Annotated in this window: 10 protein-coding genes; 3 read left to right on the top strand and 7 right to left on the bottom strand. The window is 55.8% G+C overall.

The annotated features are described in order from the left end of the window. The first annotated feature begins 303 nt into the window (after nt 1-303). Nucleotides 304-1,032 carry a hypothetical protein gene (locus tag PSR63_RS07930; protein ID WP_274332221.1) on the top strand — a complete coding sequence of 243 codons (729 nt, stop codon included), beginning with the start codon at nt 304-306 and terminating at the stop codon, nt 1,030-1,032. Nucleotides 1,033-1,147: 115 nt separating this feature from the next. Here PSR63_RS07930 and PSR63_RS07925 read toward each other — a convergent pair whose 3' ends face one another. Continuing rightward, the gene (locus PSR63_RS07925; RefSeq protein ID WP_274332219.1) at nt 1,148-2,950 is read right to left on the bottom strand and encodes a cytochrome c peroxidase; all 1,803 of its coding nucleotides are present in this window, start codon (nt 2,948-2,950) and stop codon (nt 1,148-1,150) included. Nucleotides 2,951-3,191: 241 nt separating this feature from the next. On the opposite strand from PSR63_RS07925, the gene PSR63_RS07920 reads away from it, so the two are divergent. Further along, complete coding sequence (locus PSR63_RS07920; RefSeq protein ID WP_274332218.1) at nt 3,192-3,758, top strand: hypothetical protein; 567 nt, start codon at nt 3,192-3,194, stop codon at nt 3,756-3,758. A gap of 94 nt (nt 3,759-3,852) precedes the next feature. On the opposite strand, the gene PSR63_RS07915 is transcribed toward PSR63_RS07920, so the two are convergent. The 4 genes from PSR63_RS07915 to PSR63_RS07900 all read right to left on the bottom strand — a co-directional run bounded on the left by PSR63_RS07915 (nt 3,853) and on the right by PSR63_RS07900 (nt 12,272). After that, nucleotides 3,853-5,283: a DUF1501 domain-containing protein gene (locus PSR63_RS07915; RefSeq protein WP_274332216.1), complete on the bottom strand. Its 1,431-nt coding sequence runs from the start codon at nt 5,281-5,283 to the stop codon at nt 3,853-3,855. A 12-nt stretch (nt 5,284-5,295) separates the two neighbouring features. After that, the gene (locus PSR63_RS07910; protein ID WP_274332215.1) at nt 5,296-7,695 is read right to left on the bottom strand and encodes a DUF1549 domain-containing protein; all 2,400 of its coding nucleotides are present in this window, start codon (nt 7,693-7,695) and stop codon (nt 5,296-5,298) included. A gap of 105 nt (nt 7,696-7,800) precedes the next feature. After that, nucleotides 7,801-9,258: a DUF1501 domain-containing protein gene (locus tag PSR63_RS07905; RefSeq protein ID WP_274332213.1), complete on the bottom strand. Its 1,458-nt coding sequence runs from the start codon at nt 9,256-9,258 to the stop codon at nt 7,801-7,803. Nucleotides 9,259-9,272: 14 nt separating this feature from the next. After that, nucleotides 9,273-12,272, bottom strand: coding sequence for a DUF1553 domain-containing protein (locus PSR63_RS07900; protein ID WP_274332211.1), 3,000 nt, complete (start codon nt 12,270-12,272; stop codon nt 9,273-9,275). A 301-nt stretch (nt 12,273-12,573) separates the two neighbouring features. Here PSR63_RS07900 and PSR63_RS07895 point away from each other — a divergent pair, with 301 nt between their 5' ends. Then, a complete protein-coding gene (locus PSR63_RS07895; RefSeq protein ID WP_274332209.1) occupies nt 12,574-13,764 on the top strand; it encodes a glycosyltransferase in 1,191 nt (396 codons plus the stop codon). On the opposite strand, the gene PSR63_RS07890 is transcribed toward PSR63_RS07895, so the two are convergent. Continuing rightward, a complete protein-coding gene (locus PSR63_RS07890; protein WP_274332207.1) occupies nt 13,745-14,704 on the bottom strand; it encodes a glycosyltransferase family 2 protein in 960 nt (319 codons plus the stop codon). The genes PSR63_RS07895 and PSR63_RS07890 overlap by 20 nt on opposite strands. A 40-nt stretch (nt 14,705-14,744) precedes the next feature. Beyond that, a complete protein-coding gene (locus tag PSR63_RS07885) occupies nt 14,745-16,238 on the bottom strand; it encodes a hypothetical protein (RefSeq protein WP_274332205.1) in 1,494 nt (497 codons plus the stop codon). Nucleotides 16,239-16,287: the final 49 nt, after the last annotated feature.

Genomic DNA, 16,287 nt, shown 5'->3' with positions numbered 1-16,287 from the left:
CGCGACCAATTCTTCTCTCGGTTCCAATGCACCGGCCAACCGATTTCTGCTTGGTTGGCAAATAACCAATTCGCACTGGCCAGAGGCCAGTGGCACACCGAAGAGTTGGCGTCAAAATACGCGTTTTCTCCGGCGTGTCTTGGGCGTTTTAAAAAAATGGCGCGCGCACTATCTTCAGGCAGCATCAGGCTGGTATACCTAGATCATGCCCGGGGAAGGTCCCCGTTACGCTTCTTTTTGTCGCGTGGTTTCTTGAGCCCGTTCGCTCGCACGCGATGGTTGTTTTTCACCAGAAAGTTCGCCATGTCCTCGTCCCCTGCACACCCACAGCCCAGCGATCCGCGCTCGACCGAGCGCGGGCCGCAGGTGGTGGTGCGCGCCGGCAAGCACTATGTGTGCTCGGCCTGTGGGACGTTGGTCGAGATCCCGGCCGATGTCGTGGGGCAGTTGGTCATCGCGGTCGATCCTTCACCGCAGCCAGAGCAGTCAAGCCAAGCTGATCGGCCTCAAGAAGACGCTGAAACAGAGGATGCACGAAGGGACGATCCGCAAGTTCCCGCCACCGTGCCGCAGCAGTCATCCTCGTGGGGTTCTCCTAGCGGAGGCGGTGATCACGCACCGTCTGCTCCGAGTGCGACGCAGACCACCAAGCGGCCGAAACCGACAAGGCCCCGACAGCCCAAGAAGCCACCGCGCGACAACTTCGCTGGCCAAACGATCGACGGTCTGATTGTTCCCACGGCCGGTAAGCTCGATCGTGCGCTGGCCTGGGTTACGTTTCACCTGAAGGTGCTCGATCGGCAGGGAACCGAACTGAATCGACTCAGAAAGCGACTCAAGAAACATCGCCGGCAACACGGCCTACCTCAGAAGGGTTCTCAGGTGCCACGTCCAAGTCTTCTTGGGCGTGCTAACGAGGCCAGCCTACAAGAACCGCTTGCCCCGATCACTCCTGAAATGCGAAGACACGCCCAAGCGGACTTGGGTGTGGCACCTGATGTGGAAGACCCGACCGAACGAGGGCCTCCGTGATTCGGCGGCAGACAACGTGAAGTTTCGTCCCACGACGATCGATCGTCTTCGTGGCTGCCGGTTCGTCGATGCGCGCGATCATCGCTTTAGGCCAGGTTCGATTCCTGGCCCTGGCTTATAGCGATTTCAAATACGAAATCAGATCGGTTAGTTCGCTATCGGTAAGGGGCCGCGTACCGGAGACCTCTTCCGGCGAGTGGTAGTCCATCAGAACGTCTTCCAGGCTGCCAGCTCGACCATCGTGAAGAAAGCGGACCTTGCGATAGATGCCGGTCAGGCTAGGCGTGTTGTAGCCTACGTACTCGTCTTCTTCGGAGCCAAGGCCCACATCGTGGATCTTGCCATCGGTGAAGTACCGGCCGCTATGGCAACTAGCACAGTTGGCTTCGGCACTTTCGAAGACTTGCTGACCACGATTGGCCGCTGCGCTCATGGAACCGTCTTTTTCGCGGAACGGATTGGGCGGGCTACGATCGGTTTTCAGGTAGGCCAGAATCGCATCGGCTTCCCTGGGACTGGCTGGTCGTCCTTGCATGGTCGTGGTGAACGACTTGTGCATCGCATCGCGGATATCTTCCTGCCACCCGTGCCAGGTCCAGGGGCCTGTCTTGTCGAGGTGTTCCAAGGGAAGGACGGTTTTCATCGTCAAAGCGGAACCATCGTTCCAGGTATCCATCGCTTTGGAATTCACACCGCCGTTGTAATGGCATGTGTGACAGCTGTACCACTGGTCGAGACTGCGTCTGGCATCGTAAAAGAGTTCTTCCCCGTGGCGTACCTGGGAAGGACCCGGTCGCTTGCCCAAGGGGATGTGGCGAACGACACGGCTTTCATCAATGTCGACGACTTGGATCTCTTCTCGTAGATAGTTGGTCACGTAGACCGTGCGACCATCCTGGGCCATGGCCATGCCCATCGGGCGGCCGCCAAGATCGATGCGTTTGAAGAGGTCGCGGTCTTGCATCAGTTTCGGATCGATCAGATCGCCTGGGCCGCCGACGCCTTCCCACGGTAGGTCATCCTTTCGATAGATCAAAAGGTCGTGCGAGCCAGATGCGGAAACGACCAGTCGCTCGTTGGAACCGTTCATCGCGATTCCATGCGGATCGGCGACCGCCATGCCAGGCACATCGAGTGTGATCGCTTCGCGGTATTCCTGCTTGTCGAGCCGAACCCGCCCGATACGGCTACCTAGAACCCAGCCGCGACGGATATTATCTCGATTGATCGGATTGCTGCGGTAAATCATCCACGGGAAGTACACGTATTTCCCATCGGCCGAACATTGCATGTGGCCAATGTTGATTCCGCCAGAAAGCTTAGATGAGAAAGCCACCTCTCCCTTGGTGAGGTCGACAATGACAATCTTGCTCTCGCCGCTGCAGCCCACGGCCAGACGCTCGCCATTTGGAGAAACGGCAAGGTAACGCGGCCAGGCCCCGACCGAGAACTTGCGGGCGACCTGGGCTTGTTCCAGGTCAAGCTGGGCGACTTCGCCGGTGGCGACAAGACCAACGTAAGCGGTCTTACCATCGGGAGCGACGGCCAGCCCTGTCGGCTCGAAGCCAACCTCGATCGATTGTATTTCGCGCAGTTTTCCCCCATCAACCTGGATGAGGGAGATGTGGCCACTGTAGGCGCAGCTGACCAGCACGTGCTGGCCATCTAGGCAGGCCGCGATGGCCGTAGGGTGATCGCTGCAAGGCAGCTCGTCGAGAACCTTGCCGCTCTCGGTTTCGATCAGGCTGACGCTGTTGGATGTTTGATTGGCGACGACTAACCAAGTGTCGTTTTTCAGCAAAACAACATCGACTGGCGAGCGGTATTCGGCCGTCCTGGGGGGGCCGGGGACGGCTAGCACCGGGACACTGAGGGCGCAAAGGGCAATGCCAAGGTACATCAGGTGGCGGAGGTTCATCGAATAATGGCCCTGTTTGAGGAGAACCGGCAGGCATTTTCGGGGTTTGTTAGCAACATAACAGAATTACGGAATCTATAGGATAATCATTCCGAAGACTTGTAGCGTGACTCCGGATTGCGGATACTGCATCTGACCGGGAAATACCTCCCAGGTCAACCTCGACGTCCAAATAGGGCGTTAATCCCTTCCGTTACCTCCCCCGTTTTGTTTCCCCTTGGTTTGTCCCAGGAGACTCTCAATGAAATTTTTGACAATGGCTTTGACTGCGGTCGCTTTGATGGCTGGTTCTTCGCTGGTGATGGCGGAAGAAACCAAGAGCGGTCTGCAAGAAGGCGAAATGATCGGCGCTTTCTACGTGACCAAGCTGGCCGGTGCTTCCGAAGATGGTGTCGATGTTGGTAAGAATCTGTGCTACCGCTGCAAGAACGGCGGCCGTCCTCAGGTGATCATCTTCACCCGTAGTGGCGACAAGGCAGTTGTCGATCTGGTGCAACAACTGGATAAGGCAATCGCCAAGAACGAAGACAAGCAGCTTCGTACGTTCGTGAACTTCCTCGGCGAAAACAAGGCCGCTGCCAAGGCTGATGCTGAAAAGCTGGCCAAGTCCTCGAAGACCGCGAACGTTCCTTTCGTGCTGCCAAACGAATTTGAAAATGGCCCGGAAGATTACGGCATCAACCCAAATGCTGAAGTGACCATCATCTTGGCCAAGGGCGGTCAAGTGAAGGGCAACTTCGCTGCTGCTTCCGCTAAGGACCTGAAGGTCGACGCGGTTGTGAAGGGTCTGGAATCGATTCTGAACTAGGATCGCTTCGACTGATTGAACTAACAAGAAAGAGCCGCTGATTCGATTGGATCAGCGGCTCTTTTTATTTCTTGGTGGATCGAAGGCCATCTGCCTAAGCAAAGATGTCCATCACTGGCTTGCCTTTGCCGTCTTCGGTGGCGTAGAACGGTCGGCGTTCGACTTCGAATTGTGTCTTAGGACTGATACCCATGGCCGTGAAGATCGTCGCATGCAGATCGATCACGGAGACTGGGTTTTCGGTGGCCACAAACGGACGCTCGTTGGCTGTTTTGCCATAGAGCTGTCCCTTCTTCACGCCGCCGCCCCACATCGCAACGCACGAACCACCGGTGAAGTGGCGATGCTGTCCGTAGTGCTTCAACTCTTTGAGGACCTCGACCTTTTCGGTTGCTTGATCGCGTGCATTCGAGCCCGGCTTGCCTTCCATGATCATGTCGCGACTGAATTCGCTGGCCAGAATGACGAGCGTGCGATCGAGTAGTCCCCGGCTTTCCAGGTCGAGAATCAGCTGAGCGATGGGGAGATCGATTTCCTGCTTCATCCGCTGCAGGGTTGTGAAACCGTTGGCGTGCGTGTCCCAGTGGAGAAACGGAACGTACTCGGTCGTCACTTCGACAAACCGCGCACCATTCTCGACCAGCCGTCGGGCCAGCAAGCAGCCACGGCCAAAACGGCCGGTGTCGTACTTTTCGTACGACTCTTTCGGTTCCAGCGAAATGTCAAACGCTTCACGCTCCTTCGCCGAGAGAAGCCGATAGGCGTTCTCCATCGAACGCAGCTGCGACTCGCGCTGGAAGTCGCCGATAAAGTCGCGCTGAGGCGATTGATCAATCAGCTTCTGAAACAGCTTATTGCGATTGGCAAACCGCTCGGACTTCATCCCTTCGGGAGGACGCACCGACTGCGCGGCCTGTTCGGGGTAGGGGAGGTTCATCGGGCCAAATTCACTGCCGAAGAAACCGGCCGTGGTGAAGGCTTTTAATTCCTCTTGCTCACCGACCCCTTCGAGTCGTTGGCCGATATTGATGAATGCCGGCATCACAGGATTCAAAGGGCCCAGGACCTTCGACATCCACGCACCGATATGCGGACAAGCGACCGTTTGCGGCGGCACGTAGCCGGTATGCCAATGATACTGATGCCGCGAGTGAAGAATGCTTCCCAGGTCTGGCAGGACGTGCGAGCGAATCAGCGTCGCGCGATCCATAACCTGGGCGATATTCTCCATCCCCTGCGAGATCTTGATATTGTCGACGCTGGTATCGATCGCCGGAAACGTACTTTCGACGTCGGCCACGGGCACGCCAACCTCGAACGGCACGTACTTCTTAGGGTCGAACGTGTCGGGCGCAGCCATGCCCCCGGCCATCCAGATCAGGATGCAGGAATCGGCCTTCGCGGCTGGATGCTCGACCGCTGCTTCATTCGCGGTCACCAGGCGCGGCGCACCGGCCATCATGGTCGCTGTGGAGGCAGCCGCCATTTGTTTCAGGAATTGTCTTCGTACTTGTGCGCGGTCCATGAGGAACCTCACTTAGTGAACAAGTTGAAATTCTGGAAGCATGAAGACAGCCCAAAGGACATCTTCAATCGCTTCGGTTGGCATCTCGGGGCCCAGGGAGTCGACGAGTGTCGTCCGTTCGGCCGGCGTAGGATCTCGACTCAAGGCGAAGTGATACAGCCACGTCACGAACTCTTGGGGTGATTCCCACTCACGTTGATTCAATTGCTTGGCCCCTTGGCGAAGTGCGTTGGCCAGGGTATCGCCATTGGAAAGGTCGATCGCTTCGAGGGTCGTTAGTTCCATGGGGCGAACGCTGACGACCTGGTCTCGATTAGGACGACCCAGCGAACGCATCAGGAAGTCACTCTTCAAGAGCGAAGCTCGAACCATATAACGTTGGCCGTCGATTCCCTGCGAAAGCATCTGGGCCATGACAGGACGCAGGCGTCCCATCCAGACCTCTTGGCCTTTGACGACCGCGGCCGGTTGCCAGTCTTCGGGCTGCTTCTTGAACTTTCCTGAGCCGTTGGGCACTTGGGCTGTCCACTGCCAGGTGTCGTCCGAGGAAACGATCGTGTCAGCGAGGCGTGCTTCAAAGAACAAACCCGCGGCGTTGGGGCCGCTACCGGCGTTCTTGGCCACAATCAGGACCTCATTGGCGCCCTGTTTCAGCGAGCCAAGTCGAACCAAGTCAGGCTCCATCCAATTATTACCAGCGGCAAGCTTCTTTCCATTGACATAAAGCGTGTATTCGTTGTCGCAGGTGACCAGGGCAAACCCGTCCGAGGGTACCTCGGCAAGGTCGAATTGCTTGCGCAGCGTGATCGTTTCGCCCGCGGCTGCCTGGGAGACATCGGTTTGATTCCAGATCCACTGACCGGCGACTTCGACCTTGCTGGACGAGCCGGTCGAGAGGTTGCCGCGGATAACGGGAGCGTCGAATTTATTCGGAGAAGTATCGGTCACTTGCCAGACACAGTCGACAAACTGTTCCGCGGTCATTCGCTTGCTGCGGGGGCCAGCATATTGATAGCTGCCAGGTTCGGTTTGGTCAGAGACGCGTTCCGCTTGAGTTTGATAGGCCTGTGATGTGGCAATCAGCTGTAACGTTTGTTTGAGGTCATAGTTGTTTTCAGCCAGGTGTTCTGCCAGGAAATCGAGGAGGTCCGCATTCCATGGTGGGCTCTGCATCGCATCGGTTGGATGAACGATCCCACGACCCATCATGCGATGCCACAGGCGATTGACGATCGTGCGAGTGAATCGCCCGTTCTCACGATGCGTCATCAGATCAGCCAGTTGTTGCAGTCGCTTGGGTTGCGGTGCGTTGGGATCGATCTGCCCCAACTCAGGAAAGAGCCAGGCTGCTTCAGCCGTCTTGCCGATCGGCTTATCGCAGCGATGAAGTTCCATGGATCGCTCGGCGTAGATCGCGGCGAGACCATAGGCATCCTGAAGCTTCCAACGGTCGATGAAGCTATCGTGGCACGAGGCACACTTCAGGTTGATGCCCAGGAACGACTGGCCGACATTTTGGGCAAATTGGATTTCAACCGTTTGGCCAGCGCTCACTTCCCCGCGCCATTTGATGCCCTGTCCGAAGCCGGCACTTTCCGGCGTTGGCGGGGCGATCAATTCGCGAACGAATTGGTCGTAGGGCTTATTGGTAACGAGTGCTTCGTACAACCAACTGGAGATCTGTCGGCGACCACCGGTGATGAAACCGGTACCGGCGTAGTCGTTACGTAACAGGTCGTTCCAGAAGGTGAGCCAGTGTTCCGCGTACTCGACATCGCGAGCCAGTAGTTCTTCGACCAACTTGGTTCGTTTATCGGGATCGCTATCTTGCAGGAACGCCTCGCGCTCATCAGGCGTGGGCAATAGCCCGATGAGATCCAAATAGACGCGACGCAGATACGCATCGTCATTCAGTGGTTCCAAGGGGCCCATCTTTTGCTCGGCCAACTGGGCGTCAAGAATTCGGTCGATCGGATTGGTGCGGCCTGCGACGGCTGGTGGCAACTCCGGGCGACGTGGTTTGAGCGGTGGCTCGTAGATCTTTTCTCCGAAGGTGAAGCCTGGTTCCCACGGGACGCCCGATTCGACCCAACGTTTCAGAAGCTTGATCTGATCGCTGGAGAGTGGATCCCCTTCGGGCGGCATTCGGGTGAATTCGTCATCGGTTGTGACGCGCGCGAGAAGTTCGCCTGGTTCTCCATTGTGAGGAACGATGGCTTCTCCCGATTCGCCTCCGCCGAGAAGCGTCTCGCGGGTGTTGAGAGAGAATCCTCCTTCTTTTTGGGTACCACTATGGCAGTTGCCACATTGCTTCTTCAGCAATGGAACGATTTGATGAGCGAAGTCGATCTCTTCGCCGAGAGCCATCAGTGGAAATGCCAATGCAAGGGCTATGACAAGGAATGTTTTCATAAGATCACTAAGGAGAGAACGGTAGGCAGGAACCCTTTATTATACCTTAAAAGAGCCGATATGCCCAATGTGCAAAAACGCAATTTAGCTGAGAGATGTGTTATTTTACGCAAGGATGTCGCGGATGACGTGTCCATGAACGTCCGTTAAGCGGCGATCGATGCCATTATGACGGACGGTCAGTTTCTCGTGATTGATTCCCAGCAGGTGGAGTATCGTTGCGTGGATGTCGTAGACCTGCGTGGGGTGGTCGCGGTCGAGCGGCTTGTAGCCCCACTGGTCGGATTGCCCATAGGTAATGCCTGGCTTGATACCCCCGCCGCACAGCCAGTTCGTGAATACGTAGGGGTTGTGATCGCGTCCCTTGCTTCCCTGCGTCGAGGGCATCCGCCCGAATTCGGTCGTCCAGAGGATGATCGTATCGTCGAGCAGTCCGCGCTGCTTGAGATCTTGGATCAGTGCGGCGGTACCGACGGCCATGCCGGTGGCCAGTGGACCGTGGTCTCGCCGGATGTCTTCATGGCTGTCCCAATTGCGACGCGGGAAACCGTTATCGTTTCCGGACCAGATTTGGATAAAGCGAACACCGCGTTCGATGAGTCGCCGGGCAATGAGACACTTGCGGCCGAAGTACTCGATTTCTTCGGGAGCATTAATCTCGGAAGGATACTCGGCACCCATCCGATCGAGACCATACATCTTGAGGATGTGGTCGGGCTCCTTCGAGATGTCCATCGCCTGGGGAGCACTCAGCTGCATCTTGGCTGCCAGTTCATAGCTGCGGATACGAGCCTCGAGTCGTGAATCGCCGGCACGTTGTTCTTGGTAGCGGCCATTGATCTGCTCCAGCAGACGCAGGCTCGCATCGTCGCTTGTGGCAGACGTATAGGACGACTTGGGCGTCAGGTCTTCGATTGGATTCTCTCGCTGGGGGAAGATCGCGGTGCCTTGGGTGCTGGCGGGCAGGAAAGCGCTGCTCCAGTTCTTGGGGCCATTGCTGGCAAAGCCACGGTGATCGGGCAGGACAACGAATGAAGGCAATTCGTCGCTGATGCTTCCCAGACCATAACTGACCCAGGCGCCCATGCCTGGGAAGCCTGGCGTATCGAAACCGGTTGCTTGCAGATAAGTCGCTTGCGAGTGCACACCACTCTTGCCGACCATGTTATGAACAAACGCCATGTCATCGACACAAGCTCCCAGCGGTGCGACCACCTCGCTGAGCTTCTTGCCAGACTGACCATACGGCGTGAACTTGAAGGGAGACTTCATCCATGGCCCGAGACCATTTTGGAACGCTTCGACGTGCTCGCCGAAGTCCGATTCTTCGCCATGATGCTTGTCGAGCATCGGCTTGTGATCGAACGTATCGATCGGACTCGCCGCGCCACTCATGAACAGCTGAATGACGCGTTTCGCTTTGGGAGGATGGTGGGGTGCAGTCAGCACGCCACTTTGAGAAGTGCCTGCGTGGGCATCTTCGTTCATCAGCAGTGAGGATAAAGCCAACGCTCCAAAGCCCCAGGCATTCTGCTGCAAAAACTCGCGTCGTGAGGAAAACATAGTCATTACCTGGGTCAATCGAGATAGACAAATTCGCTTTGATTGAAGAACACGCGGCATAAATTGGCGAGCCCATGCTCTTGGGCAAATGCGGTGAACTTCTCTCGTTCGAAGTCGGTTGGTTCGCGGCCGAGGGTCAACTGGATGCCAAGTTCGACCTGCTCCGGCAGCGTCGGTGCCTCCTCTTGAAGCCGCTGGGCAAACGACTCGGCCATGACCAACTGAAATGGATTATTGAGCATCGACAGGGCCTGAAGTGCCGTGAGTGTTTCGCTCCGCTTCGGAGTGCTTTGGGACGAGTCGGCACAGTCGAGCGTCGTCATGTAGGGATCGGGCTGCGAACGGACGATGAACCGATAGACACTGCGTCGATGACTCGTCGGATCGCTTGGGTCGAACTTGTGGTACTCGTAGTGGGGAGAGTGGGCTTCTTTTTCAAGCTTGAAGACAAAGAAGCCCGGTCCACCCATCGACGTGTCCAACTTCCCACTGACCGAAAGAATCGAATCGCGGATCTCTTCGGCCTCTAATCGTCGCCGGTTCATTCGCCACAGATACTGGTTGCTGCTGTCTTTCGCGGCATGCAATTCGTCATGCTGGGATGACTGGCGATAGACGCTGCTGGTGACGATGAGCCGATGCAAGTGCTTGAAAGACTGGTCGTGGTCACGGAATTCGACGGCCAGCCAGTCAAGCAGTTTGGGGTGTGTCGGCATCTGTCCCATACGACCGAAGTCATTGGGCGAGCCGACGATGGCCTGATCGAAATGGTAGTACCAAATGCGATTCGCGACACTTCGCCAGGTTAGCGGATGATCGTGAGCGGTGATCCACCTGGCCAGTGCCGCCCGGCGCTGCGATTCGTCGTGATCGGTAGGCAGGGTGAATTCATAGTCGTCCTTTCCTGGCAGCGGCAACGTGCCTGGCAAGGCTGGGTCCCGTGGGTCGGTGACATTGCCTCGATGCAGAACGTGGACCTCACGCGGTTTGCCTTGGGTCGGCTGAAAGGATCCTTGCGGTTTGAAATGCGTTGCCGCCGCGTAGACCATTTTGCCGGAAGGCAAGGACTTGAGCTGTGCGTTTAACTCCTGGATGCGGCTGTTGAACTTGGTTCTTTGGGCAACACGCTGGGGTGTTTCGATCTGCTTCTCGATGGCAGCCAAAGATTCCTTGGCCTGGTTTAGCTCCTCAGAGACGTTCGCCGAAATCGACTTCGGCCAGAGACCATCGACCAGGTTGGCACGTCGCCAGCGTATGGGGGCCTCGATGGAGTCGAGCGATTGAACGGAACGGTTGAGGGCCACGTTCTTGTTGTTCTTGTCGTAGATCTCCACCTCGGACAGGGCGAAGATAAAATCGTTTTGCCGCGGGGCAAGCTTGGTCGCCGTGATGCGAACGAACCGAGCGTTGACGGGCATTTCAACCGCGTAGCTCGCCAGAAGCGGATTGGGATAGTCTTGGCCCGTTTCGTCGGCAATTAGCTGGGAATCGGCAAACGCAGCGTCACTGGCCGCTTCGACTTTGAAACGCACCGGAAAACCAAACCCAGGACCGATGCCGGCGAAATCGTCGTAGCAGGGATGCAAAACGATCTTGGTAATCTCGGTGGGATTCCCGAGATCAATCTGTACCCATTTGGCTTGATCATCCGTCTTCTCAATGTGACTGTGATAACCATGTTGCGGGACCGCTGTCTCCGGTTGGGCCTGTTTTCTCAGCGATTGAATCTTCGTGCGAAGTGCCGTTAGCTGTTCGCCACCGTCCTTCGCCATTGCCTGTTGTAGGTTGGCTAGTTGTTTTTCGACCGCTTGCTTCTCTTGGGCAAGCTGCAATCGCTGCTTCTCGATTTCAGGATCGATGTCATAGGGACGTTCCGCCCGATCGACCGCCGCAAATACGGCCTGGAGACCGTAGTAGTGCTGTTGCGTGTAAGGGTCGAACTTATGGTCGTGGCAGCGGGCACACTGAATGGTCACGCTGCAAAACGTGTTCAACGTGTTGGAAACCATCTCGTCACGATCGAGGTTGCGGGCATTCTTGCCATCGATCTTGCTGGCGGGCACCTCGACGTGACCAATGAAATCCCAAGGTCCTGCTGCGATGAAGCCCAGTCCTAAGATGCCGTCTTGCTCGCCCGGATAAAGGGCATCGCCGGCGATCTGTTCTTCGACGAAGCGGGCATAAGGTTTGTCGTCGTTGAAAGAACGGATGACGTAGTCGCGGTAAGGCCACGCGTTGCGACGGAGCTTATCCTTGTCGTAACCACACGTGTCGGCGTACTTCACCACGTCAAGCCAATGCCGTGCCCAGCGTTCGCCGTAGTGTGGCGAGGCCAAGAGGTGGTCAACTAACTTCTGGTATCCGTCTTCCCCCTCGTCGAGTGCCGCCGTCCATTGACGTATTTCCTCAGGCGTAGGCGGAAGGCCAATCAGGTCGAAATACAAGCGACGCACAAGCGTTCTCGAGTCCGCCTCAGGAGACATGGACATGTCACGCTCGTGAAGTTGAGCCAAGACGAACGCATCGATGGGAGTTCTTACACGCGACTTGGATGCCAGGGGAACTTCCGGGACCGGCGGCCGGCCTAATGGTTGGCGAGACCACCAGTTATCTTTGGCTTCCAGCTTTAGGCCTTTGGGCCAAGCGGCCCCGCCTGCGATCCATTTATGAAGGACGGCAATCTCTTCCTTCGATAGCGGCTGGCCCCCTTGGGGCATTTCGGGCGGATCCCCGGAGAGGTAGTCGAGCAGGAAACTTGCCGTGGGTTCTCCAGGAACAATCGACTCGCCACTGTCACCTCCGCGCAGGGCAGCGGGGCCGTCAGCTAGCGACAGGCCTCCTTCCTGCTTTTGGTCGTTGTGGCATGTGACGCAGTGGGCAGAAAGGATCGGGGCGACCGATTTCTCGAAGAAATCGCCGGGCAAAGAGACTTCCTGGGCGTACGTCCAACCGCCGAGTGTGAACAATAGGAACAGACTGGCGAGGCGAATCAATGGGAGATTAGTACGTATCATAGGTGGGCTCGTGAGGCGGGGGCTTCGACCTTAGCGTCGAAGAAGAAGACCCAAAAGGCCTTGCAATACTCAAGTTTGCCACGTTTTGAGGTCGTTTGGCAAGTAAAAATAGGGCACCATGCCAGCGAGCGGCATCAATTATGGCAAATCGGGAGTTAACCGTTTCTTACCAGTTGCTTAACGTAAGGTAATGGATCCGCTCATTAAACTGAGGGATTGCCTTGTTCCGGGAGTTGAATAGTAGGCTAGTGAGCCCGATTCAACCTACGTTTTTGATCGATCATCCTCTCCGGTTTTCATTGTGGATCGTCCTTTAAAGATCGTCAAAGTTATTCCATATCCGCTGCCAGTACTTCGATTTGGTGGTCCGGTCGTGCAGGCTCAAGTCGTCTGTCGGGAACTCGCGGCTCGAGGGCACGAAGTACGTGTGTTGACCACGGACATTGACTTGCCTGCGGATATGCCTCGCGATCAGTGGATCGAGAACGATGGATACTCGATTTGCTACACATCGACCTCTCCGCACCATCGAATTCCTCCCTATTACACGCCAGGCATTCACCGGACGCTGCGAGAGATCCTACAAGAGACGGACGTTGTTCAAACGAATATTGGTCTCACACTCACCAACAATATGGTGAGGAAGCTGACCAAGCGAGCGGGCGTTCCTTACGTCTACAATGCGGAAGGGGCGTTGTGTCCCACGCGCATGCAGATCAAACCACTTCAAAAGAAGCTCTTTCGTTATTGCTACGAGAATCGGATTGTTCGTGAAGCTGCCGTTTGTCAGGCCGTCTCACAATACGAACAGGACACGCTGCTTGCGTGGGGAATTCCTCCTCAGCGGATTGCGGTGATTCCCAACGGCTTCTCATTGCCACCGAGTGATTCGAGAGAAGCCAAACAGGCCGTTCGCCATCAGCTGGGATACGCCGATGATGATGTCGTGATTCTGTTCATGGGACGGATTTCCCAGATCAAGGGAATCGATTTGCTGCTCTCTGCCTTCGAACGAATAAGTGATGAGTTTCCCAAGGTCCAAATGATAATCGCGGGGCCTGACGAAGGAGTTCAGGCAACGTTGCAGCAGTTTGTGCAGAAGCACGGGCTGGAGAAACGCGTCCGGTTTCCTGGCATCATTGATGGAGAAGAGAAAACTAATGCTCTGCGGGCCGCTGATATTTTTGCCCTCACGAGCCATTCCGAAGGCTTGCCAAACGCGGTGATCGAAGGCCTGGGGTATGGTCTGGCCATGCTGCTGACCCATCGCTGCAATGTGCCAGAGGTTGCTGACTACAACGCAGGGTGCGTCATAGAAGCCCAGGTCGATCCGATCGAGATGGCCTTGCGAAGTCTCCTGGAGGACACCGAGCGAAGATCGCAGTGTCAGCAGAATGCGCGTCGATTAGCTGTTGAACACTTTGCCCTGGATAAAGTGGTCGATGGGTTAGAGAGTCTCTACTACCGCATCGCTAAACATCACGGCCGATAACATTTCGGACCAGAGAACGCGTAACGCTGCTTGGCATGAACGACAACGCATAAGCGGCCCAGGGAAACGGGTGCCACGGCTGGTGTTGCAGAGCCGTAAATGCGTTCGCTCGCGCGGTCTTGGGGTTTCCTCCAAGGATAGATTGTACGGCGACGTTGACGTAGTGACGCGACGTTGAAATTTCGTAGGGGATCAATTCTGGGGGCGAAGTCTTTTCGTCAAAGTCTATGCCCCGACGTTCGCATGTCTCGCGAATGCACTCCACGACGAGCCTTCGTTGCTCTTGCTTCTTGGTCCGGCAGATGCTTTGAGGAAGTTGGCGGTAGTAGTAGAGCACATCTGGAATACATGCGAGTTGGCCGATTTCGGCGAGTCGAAAGAAGAGGTCGTAGTCCTCTACATACGTGTACTTGTCACGGTATCCACCGAGGTCCCGAAGCGCAGTCGTCCGGAACATCGTGGCCGCGTGACACATCGCACACTCTCCAACCTGAAACGCACGCGCATCGAGATCAGCATGACTGGTCGGAGTTGCGATCACCGCGATCGATTCCTCGTTTTCGTCGACGAGTTCTGCAAATCCACTTACGGCGACACAGTCAGGATGGGTTTCAAGAAAAGCGACCTGCGTTTCCAAGCGATGACGAGGGCAGTAGTCGTCCGCGTCCAGGGTCGCGATAAACTTCGCATTTGCTAATTCAATAGCACGATTACGAGCTGTCGATACACCGGCATTGGGTTGCGAGAGAACAATTACACGCTCATCCGATTCCTGTATTTTCTTCAGTATCTGCAGGCTATTGTCAGTCGACCCATCATCCACGCAAATGACCTCGATTCGACAAAGCGTCTGATCGAGAACGCTTTCCAGCGTGCGTTCCAGGTAGGGCATCGCGTTATAGACCGGAATGATGACGGATACTTCTGGGGCCTGGGACATGGCATTTCTGGAATAGGAAAATGGGGGCTTGCCGTCTTTGTTAGTCCTCGATCCGCTTGACCAATCGAGGATCTGATCGTGTAACTCCTTGGTAGATGACTCGCGCGAATCGTCGAGCAATCGGCAGCAAGTCGCGTTCTCGTAAGTAGTCGAACAGACCTGCATGCATGTCGCGTCCACGGTACTTTCCGTGACCATTGGAAACGGGTTCGAAGAACTTGAACGGTACCCCATGGGTCGCAAGCGCGTGAGCATAGATTAATGCCCCAAGATCCGGCTTCGGTTCAATGTCGTCCTGCAGGAGCGAAACCAATTCAGCGAGAGACGTCGGATTGTACGTTGCTCCCAGATTGGCATAGAAGCTACGTCCCGCCAGGACGGAGGGCTGCCCCCAATAGGCCGCCTCAATACCAGCCGTGGATCCAAATGAGAGTGTGCAGTCGGCTTGCTTCATGAGGTCGTAGGTGGAAATCTTGTCTTCCGGGTCAATGATCGTGACTCCTTCTCCCTGGATTGCTTGAAGTTCACGGAATTGCCGGGGATGTGCCGTCTTTAAGTTCGGGTGACATCGAATGAATAGATGGATCGGCAATTGGTCACGCCGGATCGCGTCAATGATCAAGCGGAGGCCTTCATTCTGTGATGAAAACAGCGGGTTAGACCACTCTTTGCCAATGGCGACAAATTCATCTTCGGAAGAGGGAAAGACGGCAATACGGCGTTTGGTAACCGAATGCCAATCGCTTGGGAGAAGCCCGGAAGTTTGGTCCTTGGTGAAGTTGGTAGGCACTTGAAGTGTGCCGGCCGAACGCTGCTGGTACCAGTCTCGCGCAATCTGTTCTCGCGTTTCTGGCTCTGCCTGGTCCCAGGCATTGCGGGCATTTTCTTCAAAATTGGCAATCGAGTGCGGGATCGTATTGGGATACACCGCGTAGTGCTTGGAGTCTCTTCCCGATTCGTGCGTGTAGTAGGGCGTATTGTTACTTTCGCACGCGCGGATCACGGCACGCAACGTTGCAAATCGCCCGTTGAGGACATAAACGGTTTCTATCTCTTCCGTGGAAAGAAACTGCTGCAGTGTAAGGTGGATTCTTAGACTGGCATCGGCGAGGGAATTTAGGATTGACCGGTACTTGCTGATGTCGGGCGATGGATCTCTGGTCACTGAAATGAGGGATGAGGTGAGTGCCATTCCAATGTCGAATGTGGGAGTGCTCCACTGCGACAGCTCTGATATGGTCTTGAATTTGTCAAGCTCATCGATGTTGATAGGCGACGACCAGCCGGGTAAATCAGACAAGCTTCGTGTCTTGACAGCGGATCCCAACAAACGAAACCCCTTCTTGCGAAGCGCAATGCAATGATCGCATTGAACGCGATCATGCAGGTAATTGATGTCGCAAGCTTTCAGTTCCGAGTTGCAGACCAATACTTCAACTTCTTTTCCCTGTTGGGCGTGCTGCTCGATCAACTCAAGATCGGCAGCAAAGTTGTGTGGCCAAGTTGTCACAAGTGGAATGAAGAGTGTCTTCATTGAGGAACTCCATGAGATCTCATGCGACGTATTTCAAGCGGTGTTAGGT

The sequence above is a fragment of the Bremerella sp. P1 genome (assembly GCF_028748185.1).
Classification (GTDB): Bacteria; Planctomycetota; Planctomycetia; order Pirellulales; family Pirellulaceae; genus Bremerella.
This window is presented reverse-complemented; position numbering and strand designations above follow the sequence as displayed.